Source organism: Streptomyces sp. NEAU-YJ-81 (genome assembly GCF_017592595.1).
GTDB classification, from domain to species: domain Bacteria; phylum Actinomycetota; class Actinomycetes; order Streptomycetales; family Streptomycetaceae; genus Streptomyces; species Streptomyces hygroscopicus_B.
In genome coordinates this window covers 27424-51862 of the sequence record NZ_JAGFNO010000043.1, presented here as the reverse complement: position 1 = coordinate 51862, position 24439 = coordinate 27424, and the positions used below count along the sequence as shown (strand labels likewise).

Annotated in this window: 17 protein-coding genes and 3 pseudogenes; 14 read left to right on the top strand and 6 right to left on the bottom strand. The window is 69.3% G+C overall.

What is annotated here, in order from left to right:
• The first annotated feature begins 51 nt into the window (after positions 1–51).
• Positions 52–1269 carry an NADP-dependent isocitrate dehydrogenase gene (locus J5X86_RS45230; protein ID WP_208522459.1) on the top strand — a complete coding sequence of 406 codons (1218 nt, stop codon included), beginning with the start codon at positions 52–54 and terminating at the stop codon, positions 1267–1269.
• Positions 1270–1503: 234 nt separating this feature from the next.
• A pseudogene (locus J5X86_RS45225) lies at positions 1504–1874 on the top strand (transposase); the annotation flags it as partial.
• 998 nt (positions 1875–2872) lie between these two features.
• Here J5X86_RS45225 and J5X86_RS45220 read toward each other — a convergent pair.
• Positions 2873–3979: a M20 family metallopeptidase gene (locus J5X86_RS45220; RefSeq protein ID WP_208522458.1), complete on the bottom strand. Its 1107-nt coding sequence runs from the start codon at positions 3977–3979 to the stop codon at positions 2873–2875.
• 32 nt (positions 3980–4011) lie between these two features.
• Entirely contained in the window at positions 4012–5046 is a 1035-nt protein-coding gene (locus J5X86_RS45215) for a LacI family DNA-binding transcriptional regulator (RefSeq protein ID WP_208522457.1), read from the bottom strand.
• Between the two features lie 155 nt (positions 5047–5201).
• Between J5X86_RS45215 and J5X86_RS45210 the strand changes: the two genes are divergently transcribed.
• The 11 genes from J5X86_RS45210 (at position 5202) to J5X86_RS45160 (ending at position 16255) form a co-directional block, all read left to right on the top strand.
• Positions 5202–6086 (top strand): BtpA/SgcQ family protein, encoded by an 885-nt coding sequence (locus J5X86_RS45210; RefSeq protein WP_208522456.1) that lies wholly within the window; start codon positions 5202–5204, stop codon positions 6084–6086.
• Positions 6083–7021, top strand: a complete 939-nt coding sequence (locus tag J5X86_RS45205; protein WP_208522455.1) for a carbohydrate kinase family protein — start codon at positions 6083–6085, stop codon at positions 7019–7021. Before J5X86_RS45210 ends, J5X86_RS45205 begins: the two co-directional genes overlap by 4 nt.
• Positions 7022–7035: 14 nt before the next feature.
• Positions 7036–8046, top strand: coding sequence for a substrate-binding domain-containing protein (locus J5X86_RS45200; RefSeq protein WP_208522454.1), 1011 nt, complete (start codon positions 7036–7038; stop codon positions 8044–8046).
• Positions 8046–8813, top strand: coding sequence for an ATP-binding cassette domain-containing protein (locus J5X86_RS45195; protein ID WP_078646615.1), 768 nt, complete (start codon positions 8046–8048; stop codon positions 8811–8813). The genes J5X86_RS45200 and J5X86_RS45195 overlap by 1 nt, the downstream gene beginning before the upstream one ends.
• A 1-nt stretch (position 8814) precedes the next feature.
• Positions 8815–9834, top strand: coding sequence for an ABC transporter permease (locus J5X86_RS45190; protein WP_208522453.1), 1020 nt, complete (start codon positions 8815–8817; stop codon positions 9832–9834).
• Positions 9831–10886, top strand: a complete 1056-nt coding sequence (locus J5X86_RS45185) for a phosphotriesterase (RefSeq protein ID WP_208522452.1) — start codon at positions 9831–9833, stop codon at positions 10884–10886. The genes J5X86_RS45190 and J5X86_RS45185 overlap by 4 nt, the downstream gene beginning before the upstream one ends.
• A gap of 55 nt (positions 10887–10941) precedes the next feature.
• Complete coding sequence (locus J5X86_RS45180) at positions 10942–11688, top strand: glutamine amidotransferase (protein ID WP_208522451.1); 747 nt, start codon at positions 10942–10944, stop codon at positions 11686–11688.
• Entirely contained in the window at positions 11685–12311 is a 627-nt protein-coding gene (locus tag J5X86_RS45175) for a TenA family protein (protein WP_208522450.1), read from the top strand. The genes J5X86_RS45180 and J5X86_RS45175 overlap by 4 nt, the downstream gene beginning before the upstream one ends.
• A 360-nt stretch (positions 12312–12671) precedes the next feature.
• Positions 12672–12941 (top strand): hypothetical protein, encoded by a 270-nt coding sequence (locus J5X86_RS45170; RefSeq protein ID WP_243983116.1) that lies wholly within the window; start codon positions 12672–12674, stop codon positions 12939–12941.
• A 322-nt stretch (positions 12942–13263) separates the two neighbouring features.
• The gene (locus tag J5X86_RS45165; RefSeq protein ID WP_208522449.1) at positions 13264–13644 is read left to right on the top strand and encodes a helix-turn-helix domain-containing protein; all 381 of its coding nucleotides are present in this window, start codon (positions 13264–13266) and stop codon (positions 13642–13644) included.
• A 109-nt stretch (positions 13645–13753) separates the two neighbouring features.
• On the top strand, positions 13754–16255 hold the full coding sequence (locus J5X86_RS45160) for a SpoIIE family protein phosphatase (RefSeq protein ID WP_208522448.1): 2502 nt from the start codon (positions 13754–13756) through the stop codon (positions 16253–16255).
• A gap of 225 nt (positions 16256–16480) precedes the next feature.
• Here J5X86_RS45160 and J5X86_RS45155 read toward each other — a convergent pair.
• Together J5X86_RS45155 and J5X86_RS45150 are read right to left on the bottom strand one after the other, a co-directional pair.
• Positions 16481–16931 (bottom strand): annotated as a pseudogene (locus J5X86_RS45155) (glutamate dehydrogenase); the annotation flags it as partial.
• Between the two features lie 232 nt (positions 16932–17163).
• Positions 17164–18621, bottom strand: a complete 1458-nt coding sequence (locus tag J5X86_RS45150; protein WP_208522447.1) for a short-chain fatty acid transporter — start codon at positions 18619–18621, stop codon at positions 17164–17166.
• A 101-nt stretch (positions 18622–18722) separates the two neighbouring features.
• On the opposite strand from J5X86_RS45150, the pseudogene J5X86_RS45145 reads away from it, so the two are divergent.
• Positions 18723–19922, top strand: a pseudogene (locus J5X86_RS45145) (RNA-guided endonuclease InsQ/TnpB family protein).
• Between the two features lie 30 nt (positions 19923–19952).
• Here the strand turns inward: J5X86_RS45145 and J5X86_RS45140 are convergent.
• Both J5X86_RS45140 and J5X86_RS45135 read right to left on the bottom strand, forming a co-directional pair.
• Positions 19953–20918 (bottom strand): ornithine cyclodeaminase family protein, encoded by a 966-nt coding sequence (locus tag J5X86_RS45140; RefSeq protein ID WP_208522446.1) that lies wholly within the window; start codon positions 20916–20918, stop codon positions 19953–19955.
• Positions 20919–20947: 29 nt separating this feature from the next.
• Positions 20948–24307, bottom strand: a complete 3360-nt coding sequence (locus tag J5X86_RS45135; protein WP_243983119.1) for a molybdopterin-dependent oxidoreductase — start codon at positions 24305–24307, stop codon at positions 20948–20950.
• Positions 24308–24439: the final 132 nt, after the last annotated feature.

The following is a 24439-nucleotide window of genomic DNA, read 5'->3' as shown; positions in this document are numbered from 1 at the left end:
GGACCTCCCTCATCGGCGGCCCGGCACTCCCCTCAAGAAAACCGGAGCGAAATGCCCAAGATCAAAACCACTGGTACGGTCGTCGAGCTCGACGGCGACGAGATGACGCAGGTGATCTGGCAGTGGATCAAGGACCTGCTCATCCTGCCCAACGTCGACGTCCCGATCGACTACCACGACCTCGGCATCCACTCCCGGGACGCCTCGGACGACCAGGTCACCCTCACCGCCGCCGAGGCGATCCGACGTCACGGCGTCGGCGTCAAGTGCGCCACGATCACCCCCAACGAGCAGCGGGTTCGGGAATTCGGACTCAAGAAGAAGTGGCGATCACCCAACGGAACGATCCGCAACCACCTCGGCGGCGTCATCTTCCGCGAACCCGTGGTGATCCCCGGGATACCCCGCCTCGTCCCCGGATGGACCAAGCCGATCGTGATCGGCCGCCACGCCTACGGCGACCAGTACCGGGCCACCGACGTCCCGATTCCTGGGCCCGGCACCCTCACCCTGACCTTCACACCCGACGACGGAGGGGACCCGATCGAGCACCTGGTCTTCCGAGCACCCGAACCGGGCATCGCCATGGCGATGTACAACCTCGACCAGTCGATCCGGGACTTCGCCCGAGCCTCGTTCAACTATGGACTGGACCGCGGATACCCGGTGTACCTCTCGACCAAGGACACGATCCTCAGCACCTACGACGGGCGCTTCCGCGACCTGTTCGACGAGATCTTCGATACCGAATTCCGGGCACCGTTCCAGGCTGCGGATCTGACCTACGAACACCGGCTGATCGACGACATGGTCGCCGCATCGTTGCGCTGGGCGGGGGGTTACGTCTGGGCTTGCAAGAACTACGACGGCGACGTCCAGTCCGACGTCGTCGCACAGGGATTCGGATCACCGGGCCTGATGACCTCGGTGCTGATGAGCCCGGACGGTCGGACGGTCCAGACGGAGGCGGCACACGGCACCATCACCCGGCATTACCGATGCCATCAACGGGGCGAGGTGACCTCCACCAACCCTATCGCCCTGATCTACGCGTGGTCGCGGGCCCTGGCCCACCGTGGCACGCTCGACGGAGTACCGGAACTGGTCGGTTTCACCGCCCGACTCGAAGACGCGGTGGTACGGACCGTCCGGGCCGGGCGGATGACACAGGACCTCGCCCAGCTCGTCGGCGATGACGTACTTCACCTGGGCACCGAAGAGTTCCTGGTATCAGTCGCCGAAACCCTGTGTACCACTCGGACCGATTGAGCCCCTGCCCCGCCCGGCTCGCTCTTTGCCGCCCCGCCCTCGAACCTGTTCGTTGCCGCGGGCCTGCGCGCACGGGCCTCGTCTCGTATGAACCCGGAGGCGAGGCCCATCGCACCCCGCCGGGTCGTAGGAGCCGCGCACCGCCCTCGACCACCGCCAGCCGTCGCAGTCCCCAATTCGATCGAAGGGACTGTAAGACGTTCGGTGTAACTTCCGATGATGAAAGATGCATCGATGACCAGTGAGAATGTGACAGACCACGAGGCCGTGGAGTCGACAGCGGCCGTGTCGGCGAAGGCCGTGGACGACCGGCTGATCGACGAGCTGGTGAACCGGCCCCGGGCGAGGGCCTGCAACTGACCGGCGAGGGCGGGCTGTTGCAGCGGTTGACCAAGCGGCTGTTCGAGTCAGCCCCCGACGCTGAGATCACCGGCCACCTCGGCTATGACAAGCACGATCCGGCGGGCAAGGACGGCGGTGACTCCGGTAACGGCAAACGCTCCAAGACCGTCCTGACGGATGTGGGATCGCTGGAGATATCCGCACCCCGTGACCGGGACGGCTCGTTCGAGCCGAAGATCGTCAAGAAGCAGCAGAAGCGCCTGCAGCAGCGGCAGCGGCAGCGGCAGCGGCAGCGGCAGCGGCAGCGGCAGCGGCCCAGCAACGAATCATCATGACCGTCACCGTGGCGCGCCCCGCCGCGCCGAACACTCAGTTTCCGGTCGCTGTCACCCTAAAGTGGATGCACGTCACCAGGACTCCAGCTGCCCTCGAGCCCACAGGCGTTCTTGAGAAGTATTTAACTCCGGCCCAGGCATCGCCGACGTCCGTGGGCTTGGCGCCCGCCTTTAAGGAGGGGAGCGCCGACCACACCGGACGACCGCGCACTGGTCAGGACCCGCCTGCAGCCACGACGCCCCTACGCCGACGCGGAAGTAATCGCGGCCGATCACCGCCTCAGCGCCCGCCTTGTCGACCGCATGTGGCACGGCTCCGGCCGGGCTCGGGGCATGATGTTGGGGGCAGCAGCGGGGTGCCGGGGCACCGCGTGGCGTCGTTCGGGTTTCCCGCGCATGCACCGCGCGGTGGTCTGCCGGCCGCCGGCACCGGGGCGGATCGCCTGATCCAGTTGTCTGCGGCCAATGACCTGACTACCGGGTTCAGTAGTGGACCGGTGGTGGACGAGGTGACCGGGCTGGTGATCGGCATGGCCACTGCCATCGCCTCTCCCGATGCCCATCTCAAGGGGCTGGGCATCGCTTACGCCACCCCGGCCGAGGTGTTGCGTGGGGTGTGGCCGGAACCGAGGTGCTTGCGGAGCGAGAAGTCCACATCGGCCTCGGTGACCATGAGATCGCCGCCGCCGGCCTTGTCCTTGTTGCCCGCGCGAGCCCACCCCGTAAGCGGGGTGGGCTCGTCTTCTGAGCGCCGGGCAGGCCTTGCACCTGCATCTCCCCGCAGGAAGCGGGGCGTCTTTCCTTGGACCACCAACGCGCGACCGGCTGCCCGGAGTTCGGGCGACCGCGGCAAGATCGACTATAGCGCACGGCACCTGTCGAGGTGGTCTCCGGACCCGGGCCCGGGACGGCCCGCGCTCGTCGGACTACAAGCGCCGCAGCAGCCGGTGCATCGCCTCCGCGGACTCGGTCATGGCGGCCAACGAGCAGGATTCATCGGTGACATGGGCCTGGTCCGGGTCACCCGGTCCGTACACCACCACCGCCGGATCGCCGAGCCGGCCGGTCAGCACCGAGGCGTCGGTGAAGTAGGTCGCGTACTCGGCCGGGCGGGCCGAGGAGCCGGGGGCCAGGATCTCCCGCGCGGCGGCGGCAGCCGACGGGTCGGTGGCGACGCCGGGCAGGTCCAGCAGCACTTCGAGGCCGATGCCGTCGCCGCACAGCCGGGCGATCTCCGCGATCGCCTCGTCCCGTCCGAAGCCGGGAACGGTGCGCACGTCCAGCCGCATCTCGGCGCGGTCCGGCACCAGGTTGGGCTGCTCGCCCGCGTGGAACGTGCCGATGTTGACCGTGGCCGGGCCGTGGGTCGGGCTCACCGGCCAGTCACGGTGCCCGTGGATCCTGCTCGCCGCGGCGGCGAGCGCGGCGATCGCGTTGCGGCCCAGCTCCGGGCGGGAACCGTGCGCGGAGACCCCACGGGCCGTTGCGGCGAGCCACAGCACGCCCTTGTGGCCGAGGACGGTCCGGTTGCCGGTCGGCTCGGCCACGATGAGCAGGTCGGTGGGGGTGAGCGACGCCGCGTCGATCTCCTCGGCCCCATGGCAGCCGGTCTCCTCGCCGAAGGTGAAGATCAGCTGTACGGCGGTGTCCCGCGGGCTTTCCCGGGCGGCCCGTATCGCCGCCTCGACCTGGCAGGCCACGCCCGCTTTCATATCGCTGCTGCCGCGGCCGAGCAACCGGCCGTCGCGCAGCTCCCCGCTCATCGGGTCGAACGACCAGCCCGACGGGTCGGCGGGCACGGTGTCCAGGTGTCCGGTGAAGGTGACCGGGACCCGTGGCACCGCTGGCCCGAACCGGGCGACGACGTTGGCCCGGCCGGGTATCGGCTCCTCGACCCGGACGTCGAACCCCGCGCCGTCCAGCCGGTCCGCCACCAGTGCGGCGGCCGGTGCCTCCCGGCCGCCCCGGGTGTCGATCCGCACCAGCCGCCGCGCGAGGTCCGTCGCACCGCGCCAGGTGTCCGCGTCGTCCATCGGAGTCCTCCTGGGGTTGTGGTGAGTCGCCGTCATATGCGGTCCGGGGGCGCTTGCTTGGCCCGGGTGCTGTCGCGCACCACCAGGGTCGGCACGAGTGAGATATGTGCGTGCGGGCCGCGCTCGGCGTCCTTGGCCCCCGCCGCGGCCAGCAGCCGTACCGCCTCCGCGGCAATCCGGTCACGCGGCTGATGGACCGTGGTCAGGGCCGGCTCGGTCAGCCGGGAGAACTCGATGTCGTCGTAGCCGGTCACCTGCACCTGCTGGGGCACCGCGAAACCGTGGGCCCGGCAGGCGCGGGTGACCCCGAGCGCGATCAGGTCATCGGCGCATACGAGCGCGTCCGGAAGGCCGCCCTCCGCGATCAGCCGGGCCACGGCGGCCTCGCCCCACTCCACGCTGTAGTCCCCGAGCAGCACCTGGTCCGGCTTCACCTCGATGTTCAGCTCCTCGGCGCGCCGCCGGAACCCGGCGAACCGCTGCTCCGTGGAGGAGTGGGTCATCAGCGAGCCGATGAAGGCCGCCGACCGCGCCCCGCCGTCGTGGAGGTGGTCCACGACCTGCCGCATCGCGGCGACGTCGTCCACGCCCACCCAGTCGGTGGTGGTGCCGTCGACGAATCGGTCGAGCTGGACGAGCGGTAGCCGATCCGCGGTCTGCTGCACGGCGGGCCGGCTGTCGACGCCGTGGCTCGGGCTGACGATGATGCCGTCGACGTTGCGCGCGGCGAGCGAGGCCAGCCGGCGCGCCTCGATCCGCGGGTCGGAGCGCGCGTCGCACAGGAACAGCTCCTTGCCCTCCTTCCCCAGGGCGTGTTCCACGCTCTCCACCAGCGAGGTGAAGAACGGGTTGGTGATGCTGGGCACGACCATCCCCACGGTGTCGGTACGACTGTTGCGCAGTGCCCTGGCGATGACATTGACCTGGTAGCCCAGGTCGTCGGCGGCGCGGCGCACCTTGCGTTCGACCGCGGGCGAGACCTGGCCCCGGCGGGAGAGCACCCGTGACACGGTGGCGGTGGAGACACCGGCCCGCTCGGCGACCTGAGCGATCGTAACCCGTTGCAATCGATTACCTTCCTGCCGGGAAACATGCCGGTCACATGGCTCCAACGCCGATGTGACCTGGCGCGTTGAATCAGCATAGAGCCTTGACACGGCACCTGACCCCTGCCTACGGTCCTCCGCAACTCGGCTGTAATCGATTGCATTGAGGTGGCGTGATGACGACATCCGCGAACACGAGCGACCTCGGGGTGTTCCCACCCCGGCCGAACGCGATCAAGGAGCTGTTCGGCGCCCCGAAGGTCGTCATCGGCGTGGTGCACCTGCCGCCGCTGCCCGGCAGCCCGCATTACGAGGGCACCCCGCTGGACGAGATCTGCGCCTTCGCCGTCGAGGAGGCGCGGGCCTATTTGGAGGGCGGCTGCCACGGGCTGATCGTGGAGAACCACTGGGACATCCCGTTCCTCAAGCCGGGCGAACACGGTTACGAGACATCGGCGGCGATGGCCGTGGTGACCGACCGGGTGCGGCACGCCGTGCTGGAGGGGGCCGGCGGCAGGCTGGGGGTCAGCGTGCTGTCCAACGCCGCCGAGTGCGCCATCGCCTCCGCCTGGTCCGGCGGCGGCGGATTCGTCCGGGTCAACCAGTGGGCCAATGCCTATGTCGCCAACGAGGGCATCATCGAGGGCCAGTCGGCACACGCCAGCCGCTATCGCAGCCGGATCGGTGCCGGTCCGGTCAAGGTCTTCGCCGATGTGCACGTCAAGCACGGTTCGCATGCCATCGTCGCCGACCGCACACTGGCCGAACAGACCGAGGACGCCGAGTTCTTCGGGGCCGATGTGCTGATCGCCACCGGCTCCAGGACCGGGGACGCCGCCTCGCTGGAGGAGGTCGAGGGCATCTCCGCCCACACCACCCTGCCGGTGGTGATCGGCTCCGGTATCACCGCGGGCAACATCGGCGGCCTGCTGCCCGCCTGCGACGGGGTGATCGTCGCGTCCTCGGTGAAGGACAACGGCCGCTGGTGGGGCCGGGTCGACCGGGCCAAGGTCCGCGAGCTGACCGCCGCGGCGGCCAAGGCCGGAGTGGTGCTCCCGTGATCGTCTTCTGCGGGTACGCCAACATCGACCTGACCGTCGGTGTGCCCGCACTGCCCGCTCCCGGTGACCGTGTGCAGGCGACCGCCATCCGCCACGGCCACGGCGGGATGGCCGCCAACGCCTCGGCGGCCGCCGCTAGGACCGGGGCCGACGCGTGGTTCGCCGGTGTGGTCGGACCGGAGCCGCGGAGCACGGCGTTCCTCGCCGCACTCGCCGCCGACGGGGTCCGCACCGACTGGACCGCCCGCACCGGCACCCTCACCACCGCCGTCGTGCTGCTCACTCCGGATGGCGAACGCGCCGTCATCAGCCAGGACGACGAGTTGGACGCCCGGCACATCACCCGTACGGTACGGGCCGCGCGCGAGGCCGGGGCCAACTGGCTCTACCTCGACGGCTACCGCTTTCCCGAGGCCGCCGCCGCGCTGGCCGAGGCCGCCGCCGACGCCCCGCCCGGGACGCCCGGACCGGGCCTGGTGGTGGACCTCGACGGCTGCGACCGGGCGGAGGCGATGCGCACCGCGCTGTCCGCGGCGGATCACGCCGTCGTCGGCCGGCCGCTGGCCGTCGCGCTGCTGGGCGGAGAACCGGCCCTGGCCCGGGCCGCCGCCGACCATGACGTCCATCTGGTCGTGACCGACGGCTCGCGCGGCTGGACCCTGCTGACCCCGGCCGGTGAACGCCACGACGGTCCGGCGATCGAGGTGGACGCGGTCGACGCCACCGGGGCCGGAGACTGCTTCACCGGCGCATACTGTGCCGAACTGGACCGGGGCCGGTCCCCGCTGGAGGCGGCGCGCTTCGCCGCCGTCGCCGCCGGCCTGTCCTGTACCCGCCCCGGCGCCCGTGACGGGCTGCCCGACCGGCGGGCCATCGAATCCTGGCTCGCGGCCCACCCCCCTTCCGAAACCCCGGAGCCGACCCGCACCCCGTAGGACAAGGAGAGCAGATGCGCCAGAAAGTGACGGCCGCGGTCGCGCTGGGCCTGCTGCTGACGACCGTCGGCTGCGACACCCAGGCCCGCCGCGAGATGGCGGCCGAGAAGAAGACCACCGAGCAGGGCCCGCCGCCGCCCGCGGAGGTCGCCCGCTCCTGTACCGTCCGCGGCCACGCTCCGAAGATCGGTATCGTGCCCATCAACCTCCAGGCGCTGTTCTTCAACCAGATCAACACCGGCGCCCGGACCGTGGCCCGCAAGGCCGGGGTCAAAACCCAGATCGTCAACGGCAACGACGACTCCGCCACCCAGGCCAACGCCATCGACGACCTGGTGGCCAACCACTACGACGCCATCATCGTGGACGCGGTCGACACCGAGGGCATCAAGCCGGCCATCCGCCGGGCCAAGGCGGCGGGCGTGCCGGTCGTCGCCGTGGACGCCACCATCGACGACCCCGCGGTCTCCGTCCAGGTCGGCGTCGGCAACGCGGAAGGCGGCCGACGGATCGGCGAGGCCCTGCTGAAGACGGCCGGCAACCGCGGTGGGATCGGCGTCGTCGGCGCGCTCAACAGCACCATCCAGAACGAGCGGCAGAAAGGATTCACCAGCACCGTCACCGCCAAGGGCATGAAGATCCAGAACGTGGTCGACGGCCGGAACATCCAGGAGAACGCCCAGACCGCCGCCGAGAACCTGCTCACCCGCGACCCCGGCCTGAAGTACGCCTACGCCACCGGCGAGCCCGCCCTGATCGGCCTGGCCGCCGCCGTGGTCAGCCAGCACCGCACCAAGGACCTCAAGGTCGTCGGATGGGACCTGTCCAGCCAGGCCGTCGACGGGCTGCGGGCCGGCTGGATCACCGGTGTGCTGCAACAGAACACCTTCCGGTTCGGCTACGAGGCCATGAATTCCGCGATCGACCTGGCCTGCGGCCGCACCACCCGCCGACAAGTGCCCGTTCCCACCCAGCTGGTGACCCCGGACAACGTCAAAAACTACCTCTACTACCTGGAGAAGTGATGGGCGAGAGCGCGCTGGTCTCCCTGCGAGGAATCACCAAATCGTTCGGCGCCGTCCGCTCGCTGCGCGGCGTCGACCTGACCCTGGCCCCGGGCGAGGTACTCGGCCTGGTCGGCGACAACGGCGCCGGGAAGTCGACCCTGATGAAGGTCCTGGCCGGTGCGGTCCAGCACGACGGCGGGCAGATCTCCATCGACGGCCGCGACGTCCGCTTCACCAGCCCCGCCGACGCCCGCCGCGAGCGGGTCGGCATCGTCTACCAGGACCTCGCCCTGTGCGACACCCTCGATGTGGCCAGCAATCTGTTCCTCGGCCGTGAACCGCGCAGAGGCCCCTTCATCGACCGCGCCACGATGCACGCCCGAGCCGCGGAAACCCTCTCCGAACTGCACGTCCGGGTGAAATCCACCTACCAGGAGATCGGCGAGCTCTCCGGAGGGCAGCGGCAGGCCGTGGCGATCGCCCGTGCGGTGTCGTTCCGCCCGCGCGTGCTGATCCTGGACGAACCCACCGCCGCGCTCGCCGTCGCCGAGGTCCGGCAGGTGCTGAAGATGATCCGCGACGTCGCCGCCCAGGGCGTCGGCGTCATCCTGATCACCCACCGGCTGCAGGACCTGTTCGAGGTCTGCGACCGGATCACCGTGATGTACGAGGGACGCAGCGTCGAGGACGCTCCGATCTCCGATCTCGACATCGAACGGCTCGTCGCCATGATCACCCGATCCGGCGCCACGCACGGCGGGCCCGACACCGAAGAGGTGGCCTGATATGAGCGCCGACACCGCGATGCGCACCACCGCCGTACTGGGCCGGCCCCCGGGCCGCTGGCAGCGCGCCAACAAGGCCACCCTGGCCATGCTCGGCGTGGGCGTCGCGCTCTTCCTCGGCTTCGGCATCGCCGCCCCCAACTTCCTGACCTTCACCAACCTGTCCAACCTGGCCACCCAGGTGGCGATCACCCTGGTCGTGGCGGTCGCCATGACCTTCGTGATCAGCACCGGCCAGATCGACCTGTCCGTGGGATCGATCCTCGCGTTCACCGCCACCTGTACCGCCGAGATGCTCCAGGCCGGCTGGGACTCCTCCGTGGTGATCGTCGTGGCGCTGCTCGCCGGGCTCTTCTGGGGCGCCGTCAACGGATGGCTGTCGGCCTATCAGAAGATCCCCCCGTTCATCGTCACCCTCGCCACCATGTCGGTCGTCCGCGGTCTGGCACAGCTGTGGACCAAGGGGTTCTCCGTCCCCATCGACGCCCGGCTGTTCGTCGCCAAGCTCGGCGACGCCTCCTTCCTCGGGCTGTCCGCGCTGGCCTGGATCGCCCTGGCCACGGTCGCCATCGGAGCGGTCCTGCTGTCGAAGCTGCCGTTCGGCTCCTACGTCAACGGCATCGGCGCCCAGGAGGAGTCGGTACGGCGGGCCGGGGTGAACACCGCCCGGGTCAAGATGATCACCCTGATGATGACCGGGGTGGCCGCCGGTATCGCCGGGCTGCTCACCGCGGCCAGGCTGGGGTCAGGCTCCGCCAACTCCGGACAGGGCTTCGAACTCACCGTGATCGCGGCGGTCGTGCTCGGTGGCACCAATCTGTTCGGCGGCCGGGGCACCGTACTCGGCACCGTCATCGGCGCCCTCATCACCGGAGTTATCGCCAACGGCCTCAACCTGCTCGGCGTGAGCCCGTTCCTCACCCCCATCGTCACCGGACTGGTGCTGCTCGCCGCGATCTGGATCAACCTGCGCGGCCGGGCGATGGCCGATCTGTTCGCCCATCTGACGGGCCGCTCATGAGCGGCCCCGCCCCCCGCACCGTGACCACGGTGACCGGGCCGGTGCCCAGCACCGGGCTCGGCCTCACCCTCACCCATGAGCATCTGCGCAACGACGTCCGCAAGGCCGTCACCGCCCCGGCCGACCCCCGGCTCGGTCATCTGCGCGACGCCCGCACCACACCCGAACTGGCCTGGCTGCTGCGCGAGCAGCCCTACGCCTGCCTCGACCACTGTGTGCTCGACGACACCGAAGGAATGCTGGCCGACCTGCGCGCGTTCGCCGCCGCCGGGGGCGGCACGATCGTCGATGTCACCCCGGGCGGACTGGGCCGCGACCCGGCGGCGCTGCGCGCGTTCTCCGAGGACAGCGGCGTACGAGTGGTCATGGGCAGCGGCTGGTACCTGGAGCCCTACCATCCCCGGCCACTGTCACCGGCGGACGAGCGCGGCCTCGCCGCCGCCTTGCTGGCCGAGTTCACCGAGGGCGCCGACGGCACCGGGATCCGGCCGGGCGTCATCGGCGAGATCGGGGTCTCCCCGCGGTTCACCGAGGGCGAGCACACCGCGCTGCGCGCCGCCGCGCGCACCCAGCGCGAGACCGGTGTGCCGCTCTACATCCATCTGCCCGGCTGGCAGCGCCGCGCCCACGAGGTCCTCGACCTGGTACTGGGAGAGTACGGGGTGGCGCCGGCCGCCGTGGTGCTGTGCCATATGGACCCCTCGCACGCCGACCCGGACTATCAGCGGTCGGTGGCCGACCGCGGCGTCTGGCTCGAATTCGACATGATCGGCATGCCGTTCCGCTACCCCGGCGAGGGGCAGTCCCCGGCACCCCACGAAACCGCGCACGCGATCGCCGGGCTCATCGCCCGCGGACACGGCGACCGGCTGCTGCTCAGCCACGACGTGTTCCTCAAGAGCATGCTCACCGCCTACGGCGGCAACGGCTTCCGCTATGTGCCGGAGCTGTTCCTCTCCCGGCTCGTCGAGCACGGCGTGCCCCGGCGGACCGCCGCGGGCCTGCTGCACACCAACCCGGCCCGGCTGTTCGAGCACGCCGCCGCGTCCTGACGCCCTGACCACCGTCCCGGCGTTTCACCCCATCCCCGTTACAAAGGAGCACCCTGTGAGCCGCGTCCTGATAGCCGGTGAGAGCTGGATCTCCCAGTCCACACACATCAAGGGGGTCGACTCGTTCACCACCAGTACCTATGTGACCGGGGTGGAGCCGTTGCGCCGGGCGCTGGAGGGCCGCGGGCACGAGGTCACGCACCTGCCCGCGCATCTGGTACCCGGGCAGTTCCCGGGCGATGCCGAGGCGCTCGCCCGCTACGACGTCGTCGTCCTCTCCGACATCGGGGCGAACTCCCTCCAGCTCTCCCCCGAGGTGTTCGAGCGGGGCACGCCGGGGGCCGACCGGATCGACGCACTGCGCGGATGGGTCGGCGACGGCGGCGGGCTGCTGATGGTCGGCGGCTATCTCTCCTTCACCGGTTTCGAGGGCAAGGCCGCCTACCGCAACACCGCGCTGCACGAGGTGCTGCCGGTCGAGCTGCTGCCCGAGGACGACCGCGTCGAACTCCCCGCGGGCGGCCGTGCGTCATCCGTCGGTACCGGCCATCCCGCCCTCGGCGGGGTGACCGGCGAATGGCCGCCGCTGCTCGGCTACAACCGCGTCCGGCCGCGTCCGGGCGCCGAGATCCTGGCCACCCTGGGCGGCGACCCCCTGGTGGCGGTGGCCGAGTACGGCGCGGGACGGTCGGCGGTCTTCACCTCCGACTGCTCCCCGCACTGGGCGCCCGCGGCGTTCTGCGAGCAGTGGGACGGCTACGCCCGGGTCTTCGGCGGCCTCGTCGAATGGCTCTCCCGATGAGCCGGTCCGAGCGGCTCCTGAAGGCCGCCGCCCCGGTCATGGAACAGGCGCTGCGCATGCGCTTCGTCACCGAGATCACGGCCGGCACGATCAGCGACGCCGACTACGCCGACTACCTGGAGATCGAGGCCGCGTTCGTGGAGACGGCCACCCGGCTGCACGGACTGGCCGTCTGGGGCGCCCCCGACCGGACGGCGCTGGAGCGCAACGCCCGTGCGGTCCATACGCTGACCACCACCCAGGCGGACTACTTCCGCGAAGCCCGCGCCGCCTGGCCGGTCCCCGCCCGGCCGGACGCCGCCCGGCGGGCCGAGGTGCTGTCACGGTACGCAGTCGACGTGGCGCGGGAAGGCGGCTACCCGGCGGTGATGACCATCCTGTTCGCCGCGGAGAGCCTCTACCTCACCTGGTGCACCCGGGCACACGAGCACGGCGCCGTCCCCGACGGCGCGATGAGCGCCTGGGTGGCGCTCCACGCCGACCAGGCGTTCCGGGACGGGGTACGGGCTCTCGCGGCGGAGGTCGACGCCGTGCCGGACGACATCCCCCAGGAGCGGCTGACCCGCTGGTTCACCGGCATGCTGGAGGCGGAAATCGCCTTCCACGACGCGGTGTTCGGATGACCGGGCCCCGGCGGGGGCCGATCCCCCGACCGGACCGCTGAGCCGGGCGACGCGTACCCATCGTTCGGTGCGGGGGGAGGAGGAGGGCGGGGCCCGCTCGTAGGCTCTGCCAGCCAACCCCTAATTGGCGCATATCGCATATATCAACGCTAATGCCGCACCACGCGCGAGACGGAGGGAGCGAGGGGCGTGGGTACAGGCGGCCATCCAGCCGTCGACAGCAAGGCGCATCTGGCCATCTGGCAAGGCCCGGCGGTATGAGCGCAACGGCAGCGGACGGGCGCAGGACCCTGATCCCGCAGCCCAAGACCACGGCGATCGACCTGCGCGCGCCTTTGGCGCAAATTGCGCCGAAACCGGGTGGCCGTGTTCGACGCCGAGCGGACGGCGGCGGTGGAGGCAGCCGACAGCCCGGACAACGCGGCACCCATGCGGCGGTTTCTACGGCAGTGGGCCCTCACGGTGGCAATCGAACGCGTCACAGCTCGCGCCACACGCCTGAGCGAACTGGAAGCCCACGCGGAGCAGGTGGAGAAGCTGGCCGAGGGACGTGCCATCGCCACCGAGGCGGCCGCCATCCACGCACACAGGGCGGCCGAGGCCGGGATCGACGGGCGGACCGCCGGATGACCGAGGACGCCGTACAGGGGCGGCGCTGACAGCACGTGCCCCGCTACGAGCATGTGGCTTGTACCGCTCGACGGCGAGTGAGTGGAATCCGGCCGACGGCATGTACGGCGCCAAGCGCCCTCAGGACCCGGGCACCGCCCCCTTTCCCTGCGGCCCATCGGTCCGGGGCCATACGCGCGGATCCGGATGGCCAGTCCCACGAAGTCGCTCATAGGAGTTCTTGGGGGAACCGCCGTCAGCGATGACCGCGCTCCTCACCTCGTGATCACCACCTCGTGGTTGGAGTAGGCACACGCTAATTAATCTCAGAGTGAGAGGAATTGTGGCAACTACCTCGCTCCCCCGCGCCTCGAACCGCAGCGCCGTCCTCGCCGCCCTGCTCTCCGGCTCGGAGTTGGACCGTCAGCAGCTGATCGCCGACACCGGCCTCAGCCGTGCCGCGGTCTTCCGGATCATCGACGACCTGATGGAGGCCGGGCTCGTACGTGAGGGCCGGCGGCTGACGCGAGAAGGCCCCGGCCGCCAGTCCACCGCCGTCGGCTTCAACCACCGATCCGCGCTGGTCTGCGGCGTCGACCTGGGCGGCACCAACTGCCGCATCGTGGTGTCCGACGCCCTGGGTCACCCCGTCATCCGCAGCCGGGACGCGACTCCGCACGCCGCCTCGGCGGACACAGAGGTTCTAAGCGGATACAGAAAGTGACTGTGGCCCTGTGATGGCAAGCCTGTATGCCGCCCGCACTCATACCTGGCAGGCGTACGTGGGCAGACATAGGGTTGGGTTTAGGGCCCTCCGAGTCAGGGGGTGAACCGTGAACGGCGACATGAGGACAGGGGGGCACCCCGCATCCGGCGCACACGCACAGGTCGAGCGCATCGACGCGGTGCTGTTCGACATCGGCGGCACGATCTACGACGACGAACGCTTCGTGCGGGCGTTGTACCGGGCGATCCGCGAGCTGGCGGGGGATGTGGATGAGGCCGAGTTCTGGTCGCTCTACGACATAGAGCGCGGTAGCGGCGGGACCGCACTGCGCACGGCTTTCGCCCGCCGGTTCGTCCCCGGCGGAGATGCCGCCCTGCTGCACCAGCACATCGTCCGGCACTGGGAGTACCCGGCCGAGGCGCTCTATCCCGATGTCAGGCCGACGTTGGAGGCGCTGGCACGCCAGTACCGGCTGGGCATCCTCGGCAACCATCCGGCTCAGGTACGGGAGGCGCTGCGCCGCGATGGCCTGGACGGGCTGTTCGACGCGGTCGTGCTCGGTGGCGTCGACACCGTCGAGAAGCCCGACCCGCGTGCCTTCCGCACCGTGCTGGACCGGGTGGGCGTGTCCGCCGCACAGGCGCTCTACGTCGGCAACCGCCTCGACACCGACATCCGGGGGTCGGCACGGGTCGGTCTGCGAAAGGTGTGGATGCTGCGCGGCGAGGCTCCGCCGGCGCCGACCGCTGACCAGCTGGCCGAGCCGGATGCGGTGATCACCTCGCTGACTGGGTTGCCGATAGTGTTGGCCCGGCTGTCGAACCGGCCCGTCCCGGCTGCCGCGCGCGTCCGGGGCGTGTCCACTGCGGCGCTCGACATCGCCGGGCAGTATCGCGTCCGACAGCGGTTCGCCATCGTGAACGCGGCCAGCGTCCGCATCGGTACCACCTTGGGCGTCGCCCGGACCGCCGAGGAGTTGGCGGACGTGGCCACCGAGCAGTTCGCCGACTTCGTGACCGTCGACCTGCTCGAGGGCCTCTTCCGGGGCACCGAGTCGGAGCTGACGCCGGTCGGTGGCCACGTCGTCCTCTGTCGCGCTGCCCAGCACTCGGTCCTCGACGGCTGCCCGGAGTCGGTGGTCGAACCGGGGCAGACAGACCGCTATTCCGAGGGCTCACCCATGAGCCGGGCCCTGTCCACGGCAAGTCCGTCGCGCCACTGGATGGAGGACCAGGACATCCAGAGGTGGCTGAGTCGCGACCCCGTGCGCGCCCAGGCCATCCGCCGGTACCGCCTCCACTCGCTCATCGTGGCGCCGCTCCTCGCCCGCGGGACGCTCCTGGGCATCGTCCAGTTCTTCCGACACCAGACGCCTGACACCTTCGACGCGGAAGACCTCCTCCTCGCCGAGGAGATCACCGCCAGAGCAGCTCTGTCCATCGACAACGCTCGCCGCTATACGCGCGAGCGCAACACCGCCCTGGCCCTTCAGCGCAGCATGCTGCTCCAGCAGGCACCTCGGCAGGCAGCTGTGGAAGTCGCGTCCCGCTATCTGCCGACGGGCTCCCGGGCCGGCGTGGGCGGGGACTGGTTCGACGTCATCCCGCTGTCCGGCGCCCGGGTCGCTCTCGTTGTGGGCGATGTTGTCGGCCGCGGCATCCAGGCATCCGCCACCATGGGGCGCCTGCGTACGGCGGTACTCACCCTCGCCGACATCGACATTCCGCCCGATGAGTTGCTCACCCATCTCGACGACCTCGTTCTGCGCCTGGATCGCGGAGAGGAGGAGGAAGCGCCTTCCTGTAAGGAGGCGGACCGAGGAGCGGAGGTCATCGGCGCGACATGCCTGTACGCGGTCTACGACCCGGTCTCCCGCCGTTGCACCCTCGCCCGCGCCGGCCATCCCGGCCCCGTAGTCGTCCAACCGGACGGCGCCACCGACTTCCCCGATCTGCCCCCCGGCCCTCCACTGGGCCTCGGCGGCCTGCCCTTCGAGTCCGCCGAGCTGGAACTTCCCGAAGGCAGCCTGATCGCCCTGTACACCAACGGTCTGATCGGATCCGCAGACCGGGACCTCGGCACCGGAATCGAACGGTTGCGCAGAGCCCTGGCCTGCGCCGCGTCCTCTCTGGAAGAGACATGTAACAACGTGTTGCACGCGCTTCTTCCGGACACTCCCGCCGATGACGTCGCCCTGCTCCTGGCTCGTACTCGTGGGCTCGACGCCTCCCAGGTGGCCACCTGGGACCTGCCGTCGGACCCCGCGGTAGTAGCTCGGGCACGTCAGATGGCCATGGATCGGCTGACGGCCTGGGGGCTCGACGAAGCAGCTTTCGTCACCGAACTCGTGGTCAGCGAACTCGTCACCAACGCCATCCGCCACGCTCGACCGCCCATCCAGCTGCGCCTGATCCACGACTCCTGTCTCACCTGCGAGGTGTCCGACGCCAGCAGCACATCGCCCCACATGCGGCGAGCCCGCACCTTCGACGAGGACGGACGCGGTCTGCTCCTGGTCGCCCAGCTGACACAGCGCTGGGGTACGCGTCACGCCGCGGGTCGCAAGACGATCTGGACCGAGCAGGCCCTTTCCCACGGCCGCCCTTGACGGCCGCGGACCCCAAAGGCGGCCCGACATCACAGCCACGCAGGTTCACGAACAACTGCCCATGAGCAAACCGGCCCCTGCCCCGGAGCGCCAAGCGGACGGCGAGCGAAGTCTCCAGCGCGGGCAGCCGCAGTGCCTTGATGATCGACAGATGGAACTGCAAGTGCTCCTGGTGCGCCGTCGGCCAGTCCTTGGCCCGGACCCCGTCCTCGAACCGCCGCAAGTGAAGGACCACTTGGTGCGTGCGGCATTCTGCCGCATCTCCAAGCCCGAGGTGGCTACGCCGCCGACGTTCGCCGGGGCCGAAGGCGATTCTCGCTTCCTGGAACACCTTGATCGCGTCCGGTCTGCAGGGCATGTTGGCGCCTTCAGCGAGTGCGATGAGGTTGTTCTTGGCCAGGGACACGGCATCGGCCTCACCCAGTTCGTTCTGCGTCGCGGAGGGCAGAGCGACATCGCAGGGAATGTCCCACGGCCTCCTGTCCGGTGCGAAACGCGCGACCAGGGCGTACTGAGCGACGTTGCCGGAGTCGGAGACGACCGCGGTCTTGTTTTCCAGCGTGTGGCCGCGCTCGGCGAGCATGGCTTGGAGGCAGTAGACGGCGCCGTAGCCGGTGGCTTCAGGGCGTGCGTGGCTGCCGCCGATCTTCAGGTCCTTGCCCGTGAGCGTGCCGGCAGAAGACGACCTGGCGTTCGGGCTCGCACAGCCGCTGGAGGAAGGCATTGTCGCCCAGTTCCGGACGCTGCTGAAGGACGGGTTGGTGGAGTGCAGAACCTCCGCGACGGCCTGGTGGAATTCGGTGTTTGGCGGGATTGAGGTGAACGATGTCGTTGTAGAGCGCGGCGGTGGCGGTATCGAGGGGCATCGACGTGGTTCCTTCCCAGGCTCGGGGAGCTGTGCCAGCGCGCTAGGGCTGGACAGGCGGGTGGTAGGGCAGCGTGGTGGACAGCAGGGTGAGCAGGCCAAGCACAATCGGCAGCAGTGCGACGAGGTAGAGGAAGGTGTAGCCGACGATGTCGCGGGCCTTGAGGCCGAGGACACCCAGCAGCGGGAGCATCCAGAACGGGTTGATGAGGTTGGGAAGTGCTTCGGCCGCGTTGTAGACCTGGACGGTCCAGCCGAGGTTGACGTTGAGGTCATTGGCGGCCTGCATGACATAGGGCGCCTCGATGATCCACTTCCCGCCGCCGGAGGGGATGAGGAAACCCAGGATGACGGAGTAGGCGCCCATCATCAGCGGGAAGAGGGTCGGGGATCCGACGCCGGTGAAGCCTGACGCCAGGTAGTGGGACAGGCTGTCGCCCGCGCCGTTGGTGGCCTGGGTCATCATGGCGGCGACGCCGGCGTAGAAGGGGAACTGAATGAGCACGCCGGCCGTGGCCGGAACCGCCTTGGTCACCGCCGCGAGAAACCGGCGCGGGCGCCAGTGCAGCAGCATGCCGAGCGTCAGGAAGAGCAGGTTGTAGGTGTTGAGCGCGGAGATCGCGACGATGGGGTCCTTGTCGGCGAACTCCTGCACGGCCCATCCGGCGACGAGGGCGACGACGACGAAGGTGAGCAGCGGGCTGTACTCCAGCCACTCCCCCGGCCGGGTGCGGGGCTGGTCGTCTTCGACGGGGTCGCTGGGGTCAATGCCGAGGTCGACTGCGGTGCGCACGCTGTCGCCACGTGGAGCGGTGAGGTAGGCGATGGACACGCAGACGACGATCACGACAGCCGCGAGGGTGAGGGACTGCCAGGTGAAGATGGTTTCCCGGAAGGGGATGACGCCGGTGATCGACAGCAGGGAGGGCGACAGGCTCTCCGCGTTGGCCTGGAGCTGAGCGGCTGAGGAGCTGAGACCAAGGGCCCAGCTACCGCCCAGGCCGAGGTATGCGGCTGCCGAGGCGGCCCGGTAGTCGACGCGCAGATTGCCGCGTTCGGCCAGGCGCCTGACCAGCAGGGCGCTGAAGATGAGGCTGAATCCCCAGTTCAGCAGGGCGGAGGTGAGGCTGATGGCCGCGACCATGGCGACGGCACCCCGCTCTGTGGCGGGGACCTGGGCCAGGCGGGTGATGACTCGCTGGATGGGGCGGGCGGTGGCCACGACATAACCGCCGATGGCGACCATGGCCATCTGCATGGTGAAGGGGATCAGGTCCCAGAAGCCGTTGCCGAAGACAGAGGCGACCTTTGCGGGGCCTGATCCGATGCTCATTGCCGCGATGGCCACGACGGCCACAGTCAGGAGTGCGAAGACGAGGGTGTTGGGGAACCACCGTTCGGCCACGGCCGCGCTTCGGGTAGCGGCGCGGGCGAGGAATCCATCGCGTGGCGGTTGCTGAGGTGCGGAGTCGTCGCCCCCTTTGGGCCTCTGCTCGATCATCGGGAACCTCCGAGGAAACCCCCGCCTTCAGGCGGGGGAGGAAGCGGGCTCCTGCGGAGCAGGGCAGGGAGAGCCGAGTCGCCTGTGCTGGTTTGTGGGCTATGACCGCTTACGTAAGGCGGGCGTTCGAGTGCCGCTTCTATCCGACCGATGCGCAGGCAGCGGAGCTGTCGCGCACGTTCGGATGCGTGCGGAAGGTCTACAACATGGCGCTCGCGGCCCGTACTGAGGCGTGGACGTTGCGTCAGGAGCGGGTCAACTACGACGCGACGTCGGCGATGCCGACGGTGTGGAAGGAGACCGAGGAATTGGCCTTCCTCAACGAGGTGTCCTCGGCTCCGTTCCAGCAGGCCCGGCGGCACCTCCAGGCGGCGTTCACCGCGTTCTTCGCCAGGCGGTCGAAGTACCCGCGGTTCAAGTCGCGTAAGAACTCCGGCAAGTCCGCCGAGTACACCTCCAGTGCGTGACGGTTTCGGGAGGGGAAGCTGACGCCGGCGAAGATGGCAGAGCCGCTGGGCACCGTCTGGTCGCGTCCCCTGCCGGAAGGCGCGGTCCCGTCCACGGTGACCGTCTCCCAGGACGCGGCCGGGCGCTGGTTCGTCTCCCTCCTCGTCGAGGACCCAGCCGTCCAGCCGCTTCCCGCCGGCGGCCTGGCGGTCGGTGTCGACGCCGGGCTCGGCCACCTGCTCACCCTGTCCACGGGTGAGAAGATCGCCAACCCCAGGCACGAGCGGCGCGACCGCGCCCGCCTCGCCCGAGCTCAGCGCGACCTCGCCCGCAAGGCCAGGGGCGACGGCGTCAACCGGGCCAAAGCGCGCCGCAAGGTCGCCAAGGTCTGCGCCCGCATCGCCGACCGTCGCCGTGACCATCTGCACAAGCTCACCACTCGACTCGTGCGTGACAACCAAACGCTCGTGATCGAGGACCTCACCGTCCGGAACATGCTCAGCAACGGCAAGCTGTCCCGGGCGACCTCCGACGCGGCGTGGTCGGAGTTCCGGAGCATGCTGGAGTACAAGGCCGCCTGGTACGGCCGCGAGGTGATCGGGGTCGACCGCTGGTTCCCCTCCTCCAAGCTGTGCTCCGTATGCGGCACCCTGCAAGAGAAGATGCCGCTCAGCGTCCGCACCTGGACGTGCGACTGCGGCACGGCCCACGACCGGGACGTGAACGCAGCGAAGAACCTTCTGGCCGCCGGACTGGCGGTGTCGGCCTGTGGAGCCGGTGTAAGACCTCAACGGGAGTCCTCCCGGGCGGGGCAGTCGGTGATGAAGCAGGAAGCCCCACGGCGCGAGCCGTAGGAACCCCCCTCGTTCACGAGAGGGAGGAAGTCAAGATGGCTCCTGGCAGGTGTGGGCCCGGGGGGACGGGCCGTGTGAGCGGTAGACCGCCGAGGCGGCGGTGAGGTCGGCGAGTGCGCTGCCGACCGCCTTGAAGACGGTGATCTCTTCCTGGGTGCGGCGGCCGGGGATGGTGCCGGCGCACAGGTCGGGCAGGGTGCCGACGATATCGTCCGGGGTGAGAAGGCCGGCGTCGATGGGCTGAGTCAGATCACCGGATTCGTGCAGGGCCTGTGGCGTGTCGATGAAGATGGTGCCGCGGCGTATGCACTGGTCGTCAGCCTCTCGCATGGTGGGGCGGAAGCTGCCGATGAGGTCGAGGTGGGTGCCGGGTTCCAGCCAGTCGCCCTTGATGATGGGCTCGGTGGCGAGGGTGGCACAGCTGATGATGTCGGCTTCGGCCGCCGCGGGGGCCAAGTCGGCGACGGCACGGGCATCAAGCCCCTGTTGCTTCAGGGTGTCGGCCAGGCGATGGGCGTGGCCGGCGGACCGGTCGTAGACGAGCACTGTCCGGATGTCGAAAACGCTGCGGTATGCCTCGGCGGCGAGGCTGCCCACATGCCCTGCTCCGACCACCAGGTGGGTGGTGCTCTCGGGTCGTGCGAGGTAGGAGGCGGCCAGAGCGGAGGTCGCCACGGTGCGGCGTCGGGTCAGTTCATTGCCGTCGATGATGGCCAGGTGCTCCCCGGTGGCGGCGCTCGCCAGGACGAATGCGGAGGACAGGGCCGGCCTGCCGTGGAGGGCGTTGGCGGGGAAGACGTTGACGAGTTTGACACCCAGGAACTCGCGATGGGACCAGGCGGGCATGAGCAGGATGGTGGCGTCGGTGTCGGCGTCGACGGTGTGGTGGTGGCGGGCAGGAGTGTTGGCGCCGTGAACGAAGCCTTGCCGGAGCGCGGGGACGAGGTCGTGGAACGGCAGTGCTTTGATGGTCTGTTGGGCGTCGATATTCAGCATCGTCGTCTTTCGATCAGGCGGTCAAGCGGTCAGGCGTCGAGAGTGACGTCGGTCATGGGCATGGCCTGGCAGGTCAGGCACTGGTCGCCGGCCAGGTCCTCCGGGCGGCTGACCAGATGCGCTACGTGCCCGTCCAGGACGGTGATGGCGCAGCTTTCGCACTGTCCCAAGCGGCAGCCGCTGGGCAGGCGGATCCCTTCCTTCTCCGCCAGTTGCAGCAGAGTGCCGTCTTCTTTGCGCCAGGTGACCTGGCGGTTGGCGCGGGTGAAGCGGACGGTGGCCTGTGCGCTGTCGGGGATGTCGACGCGCTGGGGGGCGGCGTGGAACTTTTCGGCGAAGATGTCGAAGCGCGGCACGCCTCGGTCGACAAGGCCGATGGTGATGTCGGAGAGCATGTCCTCCGGTCCGCATAGGTAGAACCGGGCGCGGCGCTCGATGAGTCGGGCATCGACGTCGGCGGCGCTGACGCGTCCGAAGTGGTCGTAATCGCGGCCGAGGAGGTCATGGGATTCCGGTCGGCTGTAGTGGGTGTGGACGCGTAGCTGGGGGATGACGTCCCGTAGTTCGCTCGTGCGGTCCAGGAAGGCGTGTGAGGTGGAATTTCGGCTGCCGTAGTGCAGTACGACCTCGGGGACGCTGCCGCCGCTGCGGGCCAGTGTCTCAAGGTAGCCGATGAACGGCGTGATCCCGATTCCGGAGGCGAGGAGCACGACTGGCCGGCTGATGTCGGGCGGGATGGCGAAGAGTCCTGCCGGCGCCGTCAGCTGCACGCGCTTCCCCTCACGTGCGGTTGCGTGCACCTGGCCGGAGACCTGTCCGTCCGGCACGCGGCGTACGCCGATGCTGTACGCCGTGCGGTCCTTGTCCTGCGCGGGGCCGGTCAGGGAGTAGCAACGTGCCGATGACCGTTCCGCGCCTGCGGGGTCGGTGGCGGAGAAGCTGAGGGTGATGTGCTGGCCCGGCCTGAAATCGGGCAGCTCCGAACCGTCGGCAGGTTCCATGCTCAAGGCCAGGACACCGGCTCCTTCCGGTACGGCGGAGACGATGACGAACTCCTTGATTCCTTCCCACTGAGACGTCGCGATGGGCTGGACGTCGCAACTGCTGGACCGCATCGGCACCGACCCACTGATCGGGTCGCGTACGTCGTCTCCGATCAGGAGGTTGTAGTTGCTGCCGGCTTCGTCATAGGGATCGAAACTCGGTAGTGCCAGGTCCGGAGCCTGCTGCCACCAGCCGTATTCGGCGCATACGACGTCCTCGTGCAGATCGTGGTCGATACGTGCGCGCATGCGGATCGTCCCCATGCGCGTGGACAGCGCCACCCACTGGCCATCGCGGATGTTGCGCCGCTGTGCCAGTGCCCCGCTGATGTCGACAGTGGGTTCCGGGCTGCGCTTGCGCAGAGAGGACAACCCGCGGTGCTGGCTGTGGCAGAAGTAGCCGTTCTTCGCGCATGTCAGCAACAACGGGTAGCGGGAGTCGGGTCCAGTACCGGGCGCGGAATGGATGGGGACAGCGGAGTAGCCGTGCAGCGCGAGCCGTTCCGAGTACAGCTCGACACGTCGGGTCGGGGTGGCGAACCCGGTGACCTGGCCGTCTTCCGTGCTCTGGGCGTATTTGCGATAGACGGTTTCGAGGGGGACCCGGAAGCCGCGAGGATGGCGGCGGAGCTCGTCGACGGTCAACCCCAGGGGCTTGAGCTGATGATTCCAGCCGACCGTGACGTCGCCGTTGAAGAAGTCGGCGCCCATACCCAGACGCTGCGCAAGGTCGAACACGACTTCGGTGTCGGAGCGGGACTGGCCCACCGGCTCCACCATGCGCGGCCGGAGCTGGACGTGTTCCTGAGCCCGCTGGCTGATCTCGAATCCCGCCCTGATCGCCTCGTGTTCCCAGGGGCTGTTGACCGGAAGCACAATGTCGGCGAACTGGGAGGTGGGGTTGGGGAAGAGGTCGAGGTGTACGTAGAAGTCGAGGTGGCGAAGAGCGGCGGCTGTGCGTCGCGGATCCGGTTGTGAGAGCACCAGGTTGCTGCCGAACCCGACCAAGGCTCGTACTGGGTAGGGATCCTGCGACAGGATCGCGCGGCACAGATCCCGGCCGCTGATCCAGCCCTGGGCAGGAGGGCCGAGCGGGTGTTCCGCCATGCCGAGGGCCTTGGCCCGCTGGTCATGTGGGAGCTGGGTCAGGTCGGTGGCCGGATTCAGGGCGTGCCGCGGCCATATGACGTTGCCTCCGGGCGCGTCGTAGCTGCCGGTCAGCGCGTACAGCGTGGCGATGGCTCGCTCGGTCTGGGTGGCATTGGCGTGTTGCCCGACGCCGGTCCACGCGTGATAGGACACGGACCGTGCCTGGATGAGTGCGTCGGCGAAGGCGGTCAGCTCCGCTGGTTCGATACCGGTGGTGCGGGCGGTTTCCTCCACATTCCATGGCCGGCAGGCGTCGCGGTACCGCTCGAAGGCGGGCTCGCAGTCGACCGTGCCGGTGCGTATGCGCACCCGATGGGTGCCGTGCAGGGCGAAGCGGCCGGGGTTCCGCGCGGCGCGGAGAGTGTCGTATGACCGCCAGGTGTCGTCGACGGTGTCCCAGACGACGTAACCGTCGAGGTCCGGATCAATCTCCTGGGCACGCAGAAAGCGTCCTGTGTCACGGCGAACGAGCAGGGGAGCATTTGTCCAGGCCCGAACGAAACTGTCGTCGTAGCCGCGACGTTCCAGCACGAGCCGGGCGACGCCCAGGGCGAGGGCCGCGTCCGCACCAGGGCGGACACGCAGCCAGTGGTCCGCTTCCAGCGCACTGGTCGAGCGGCGGGGGTCGATGACCGCCAGACGGGCTCCGTCGGCTCGGGCTTGTGCAAGGGCCGCCGACTGAGTCAGCCACGTCTTGGCAGGGTTGTGACCCCAGAGCACGGCGAGGTCAGTTGCGGCAAAGTCCGCGGTCGGCAGCGAACTTCCGAATGTGAAGGCGTGGGCCCAGTCCTTGTGCCAGTTGCAGACTTCAGTGGAGTAACAGGTGTTGGGGCTGCCGAAGAGGCGGATGAAACGCTCGATCCAGTCGATGGAGTCCGACAGTGGGGTACCGCTGGGCGAAGTCACGGCGAAGGCCACAGCTTCCGCGCCGTCCTGAGCCTTGATCCGTCCCAGCTTTTCGGCGGTCTCACTCAGTGCTTCCTCCCAGCCGATGCGCTCCCACTTGGGGTCCGGATCGGACTTGGGAGTGGTCCGCCGAAGCGGCTGGGTGAGGCGGTCCGGGCTGTGCACGATTTCTGGTGCCGCCCGTCCTTTCGGGCACATCGCCGCACCCGTCGGATGCTCGGGGTCGGGCCGCACTCCCCGCAGAGCGCCTGCCTCAATGGTGTAGACGGCACCACATCGAGAGCGGCACATTGTGCAGTACCCGTGCTTCTCAGTCATCATTACTCCTGAGTAACCGGTTACCGGCCACCGGTCGCCGGTAAGACGTTAAGATGCATCCAGGTGGGAGCGAAGTCAAGAAGAGATGAAGAGATGAACGGAGAA

What these genes read in the sequence shown, in the direction of transcription:
- J5X86_RS45230 (WP_208522459.1), top strand. Translation starts at nt 52, where the DNA reads ATGCCCAAGATCAAAACCACTGGTACGGTCGTCGAGCTCGACGGCGAC.
- J5X86_RS45220 (WP_208522458.1), bottom strand. Translation starts at nt 3,979, where the DNA reads ATGGACGACGCGGACACCTGGCGCGGTGCGACGGACCTCGCGCGGCGG.
- J5X86_RS45210 (WP_208522456.1), top strand. Translation starts at nt 5,202, where the DNA reads ATGACGACATCCGCGAACACGAGCGACCTCGGGGTGTTCCCACCCCGG.
- J5X86_RS45200 (WP_208522454.1), top strand. Translation starts at nt 7,036, where the DNA reads ATGCGCCAGAAAGTGACGGCCGCGGTCGCGCTGGGCCTGCTGCTGACG.
- J5X86_RS45195 (WP_078646615.1), top strand. Translation starts at nt 8,046, where the DNA reads ATGGGCGAGAGCGCGCTGGTCTCCCTGCGAGGAATCACCAAATCGTTC.
- J5X86_RS45190 (WP_208522453.1), top strand. Translation starts at nt 8,815, where the DNA reads ATGAGCGCCGACACCGCGATGCGCACCACCGCCGTACTGGGCCGGCCC.
- J5X86_RS45185 (WP_208522452.1), top strand. Translation starts at nt 9,831, where the DNA reads ATGAGCGGCCCCGCCCCCCGCACCGTGACCACGGTGACCGGGCCGGTG.
- J5X86_RS45175 (WP_208522450.1), top strand. Translation starts at nt 11,685, where the DNA reads ATGAGCCGGTCCGAGCGGCTCCTGAAGGCCGCCGCCCCGGTCATGGAA.
- J5X86_RS45150 (WP_208522447.1), bottom strand. Translation starts at nt 18,621, where the DNA reads ATGATCGAGCAGAGGCCCAAAGGGGGCGACGACTCCGCACCTCAGCAA.
- J5X86_RS45140 (WP_208522446.1), bottom strand. Translation starts at nt 20,918, where the DNA reads ATGCTGAATATCGACGCCCAACAGACCATCAAAGCACTGCCGTTCCAC.
- J5X86_RS45135 (WP_243983119.1), bottom strand. Translation starts at nt 24,307, where the DNA reads ATGTGCCGCTCTCGATGTGGTGCCGTCTACACCATTGAGGCAGGCGCT.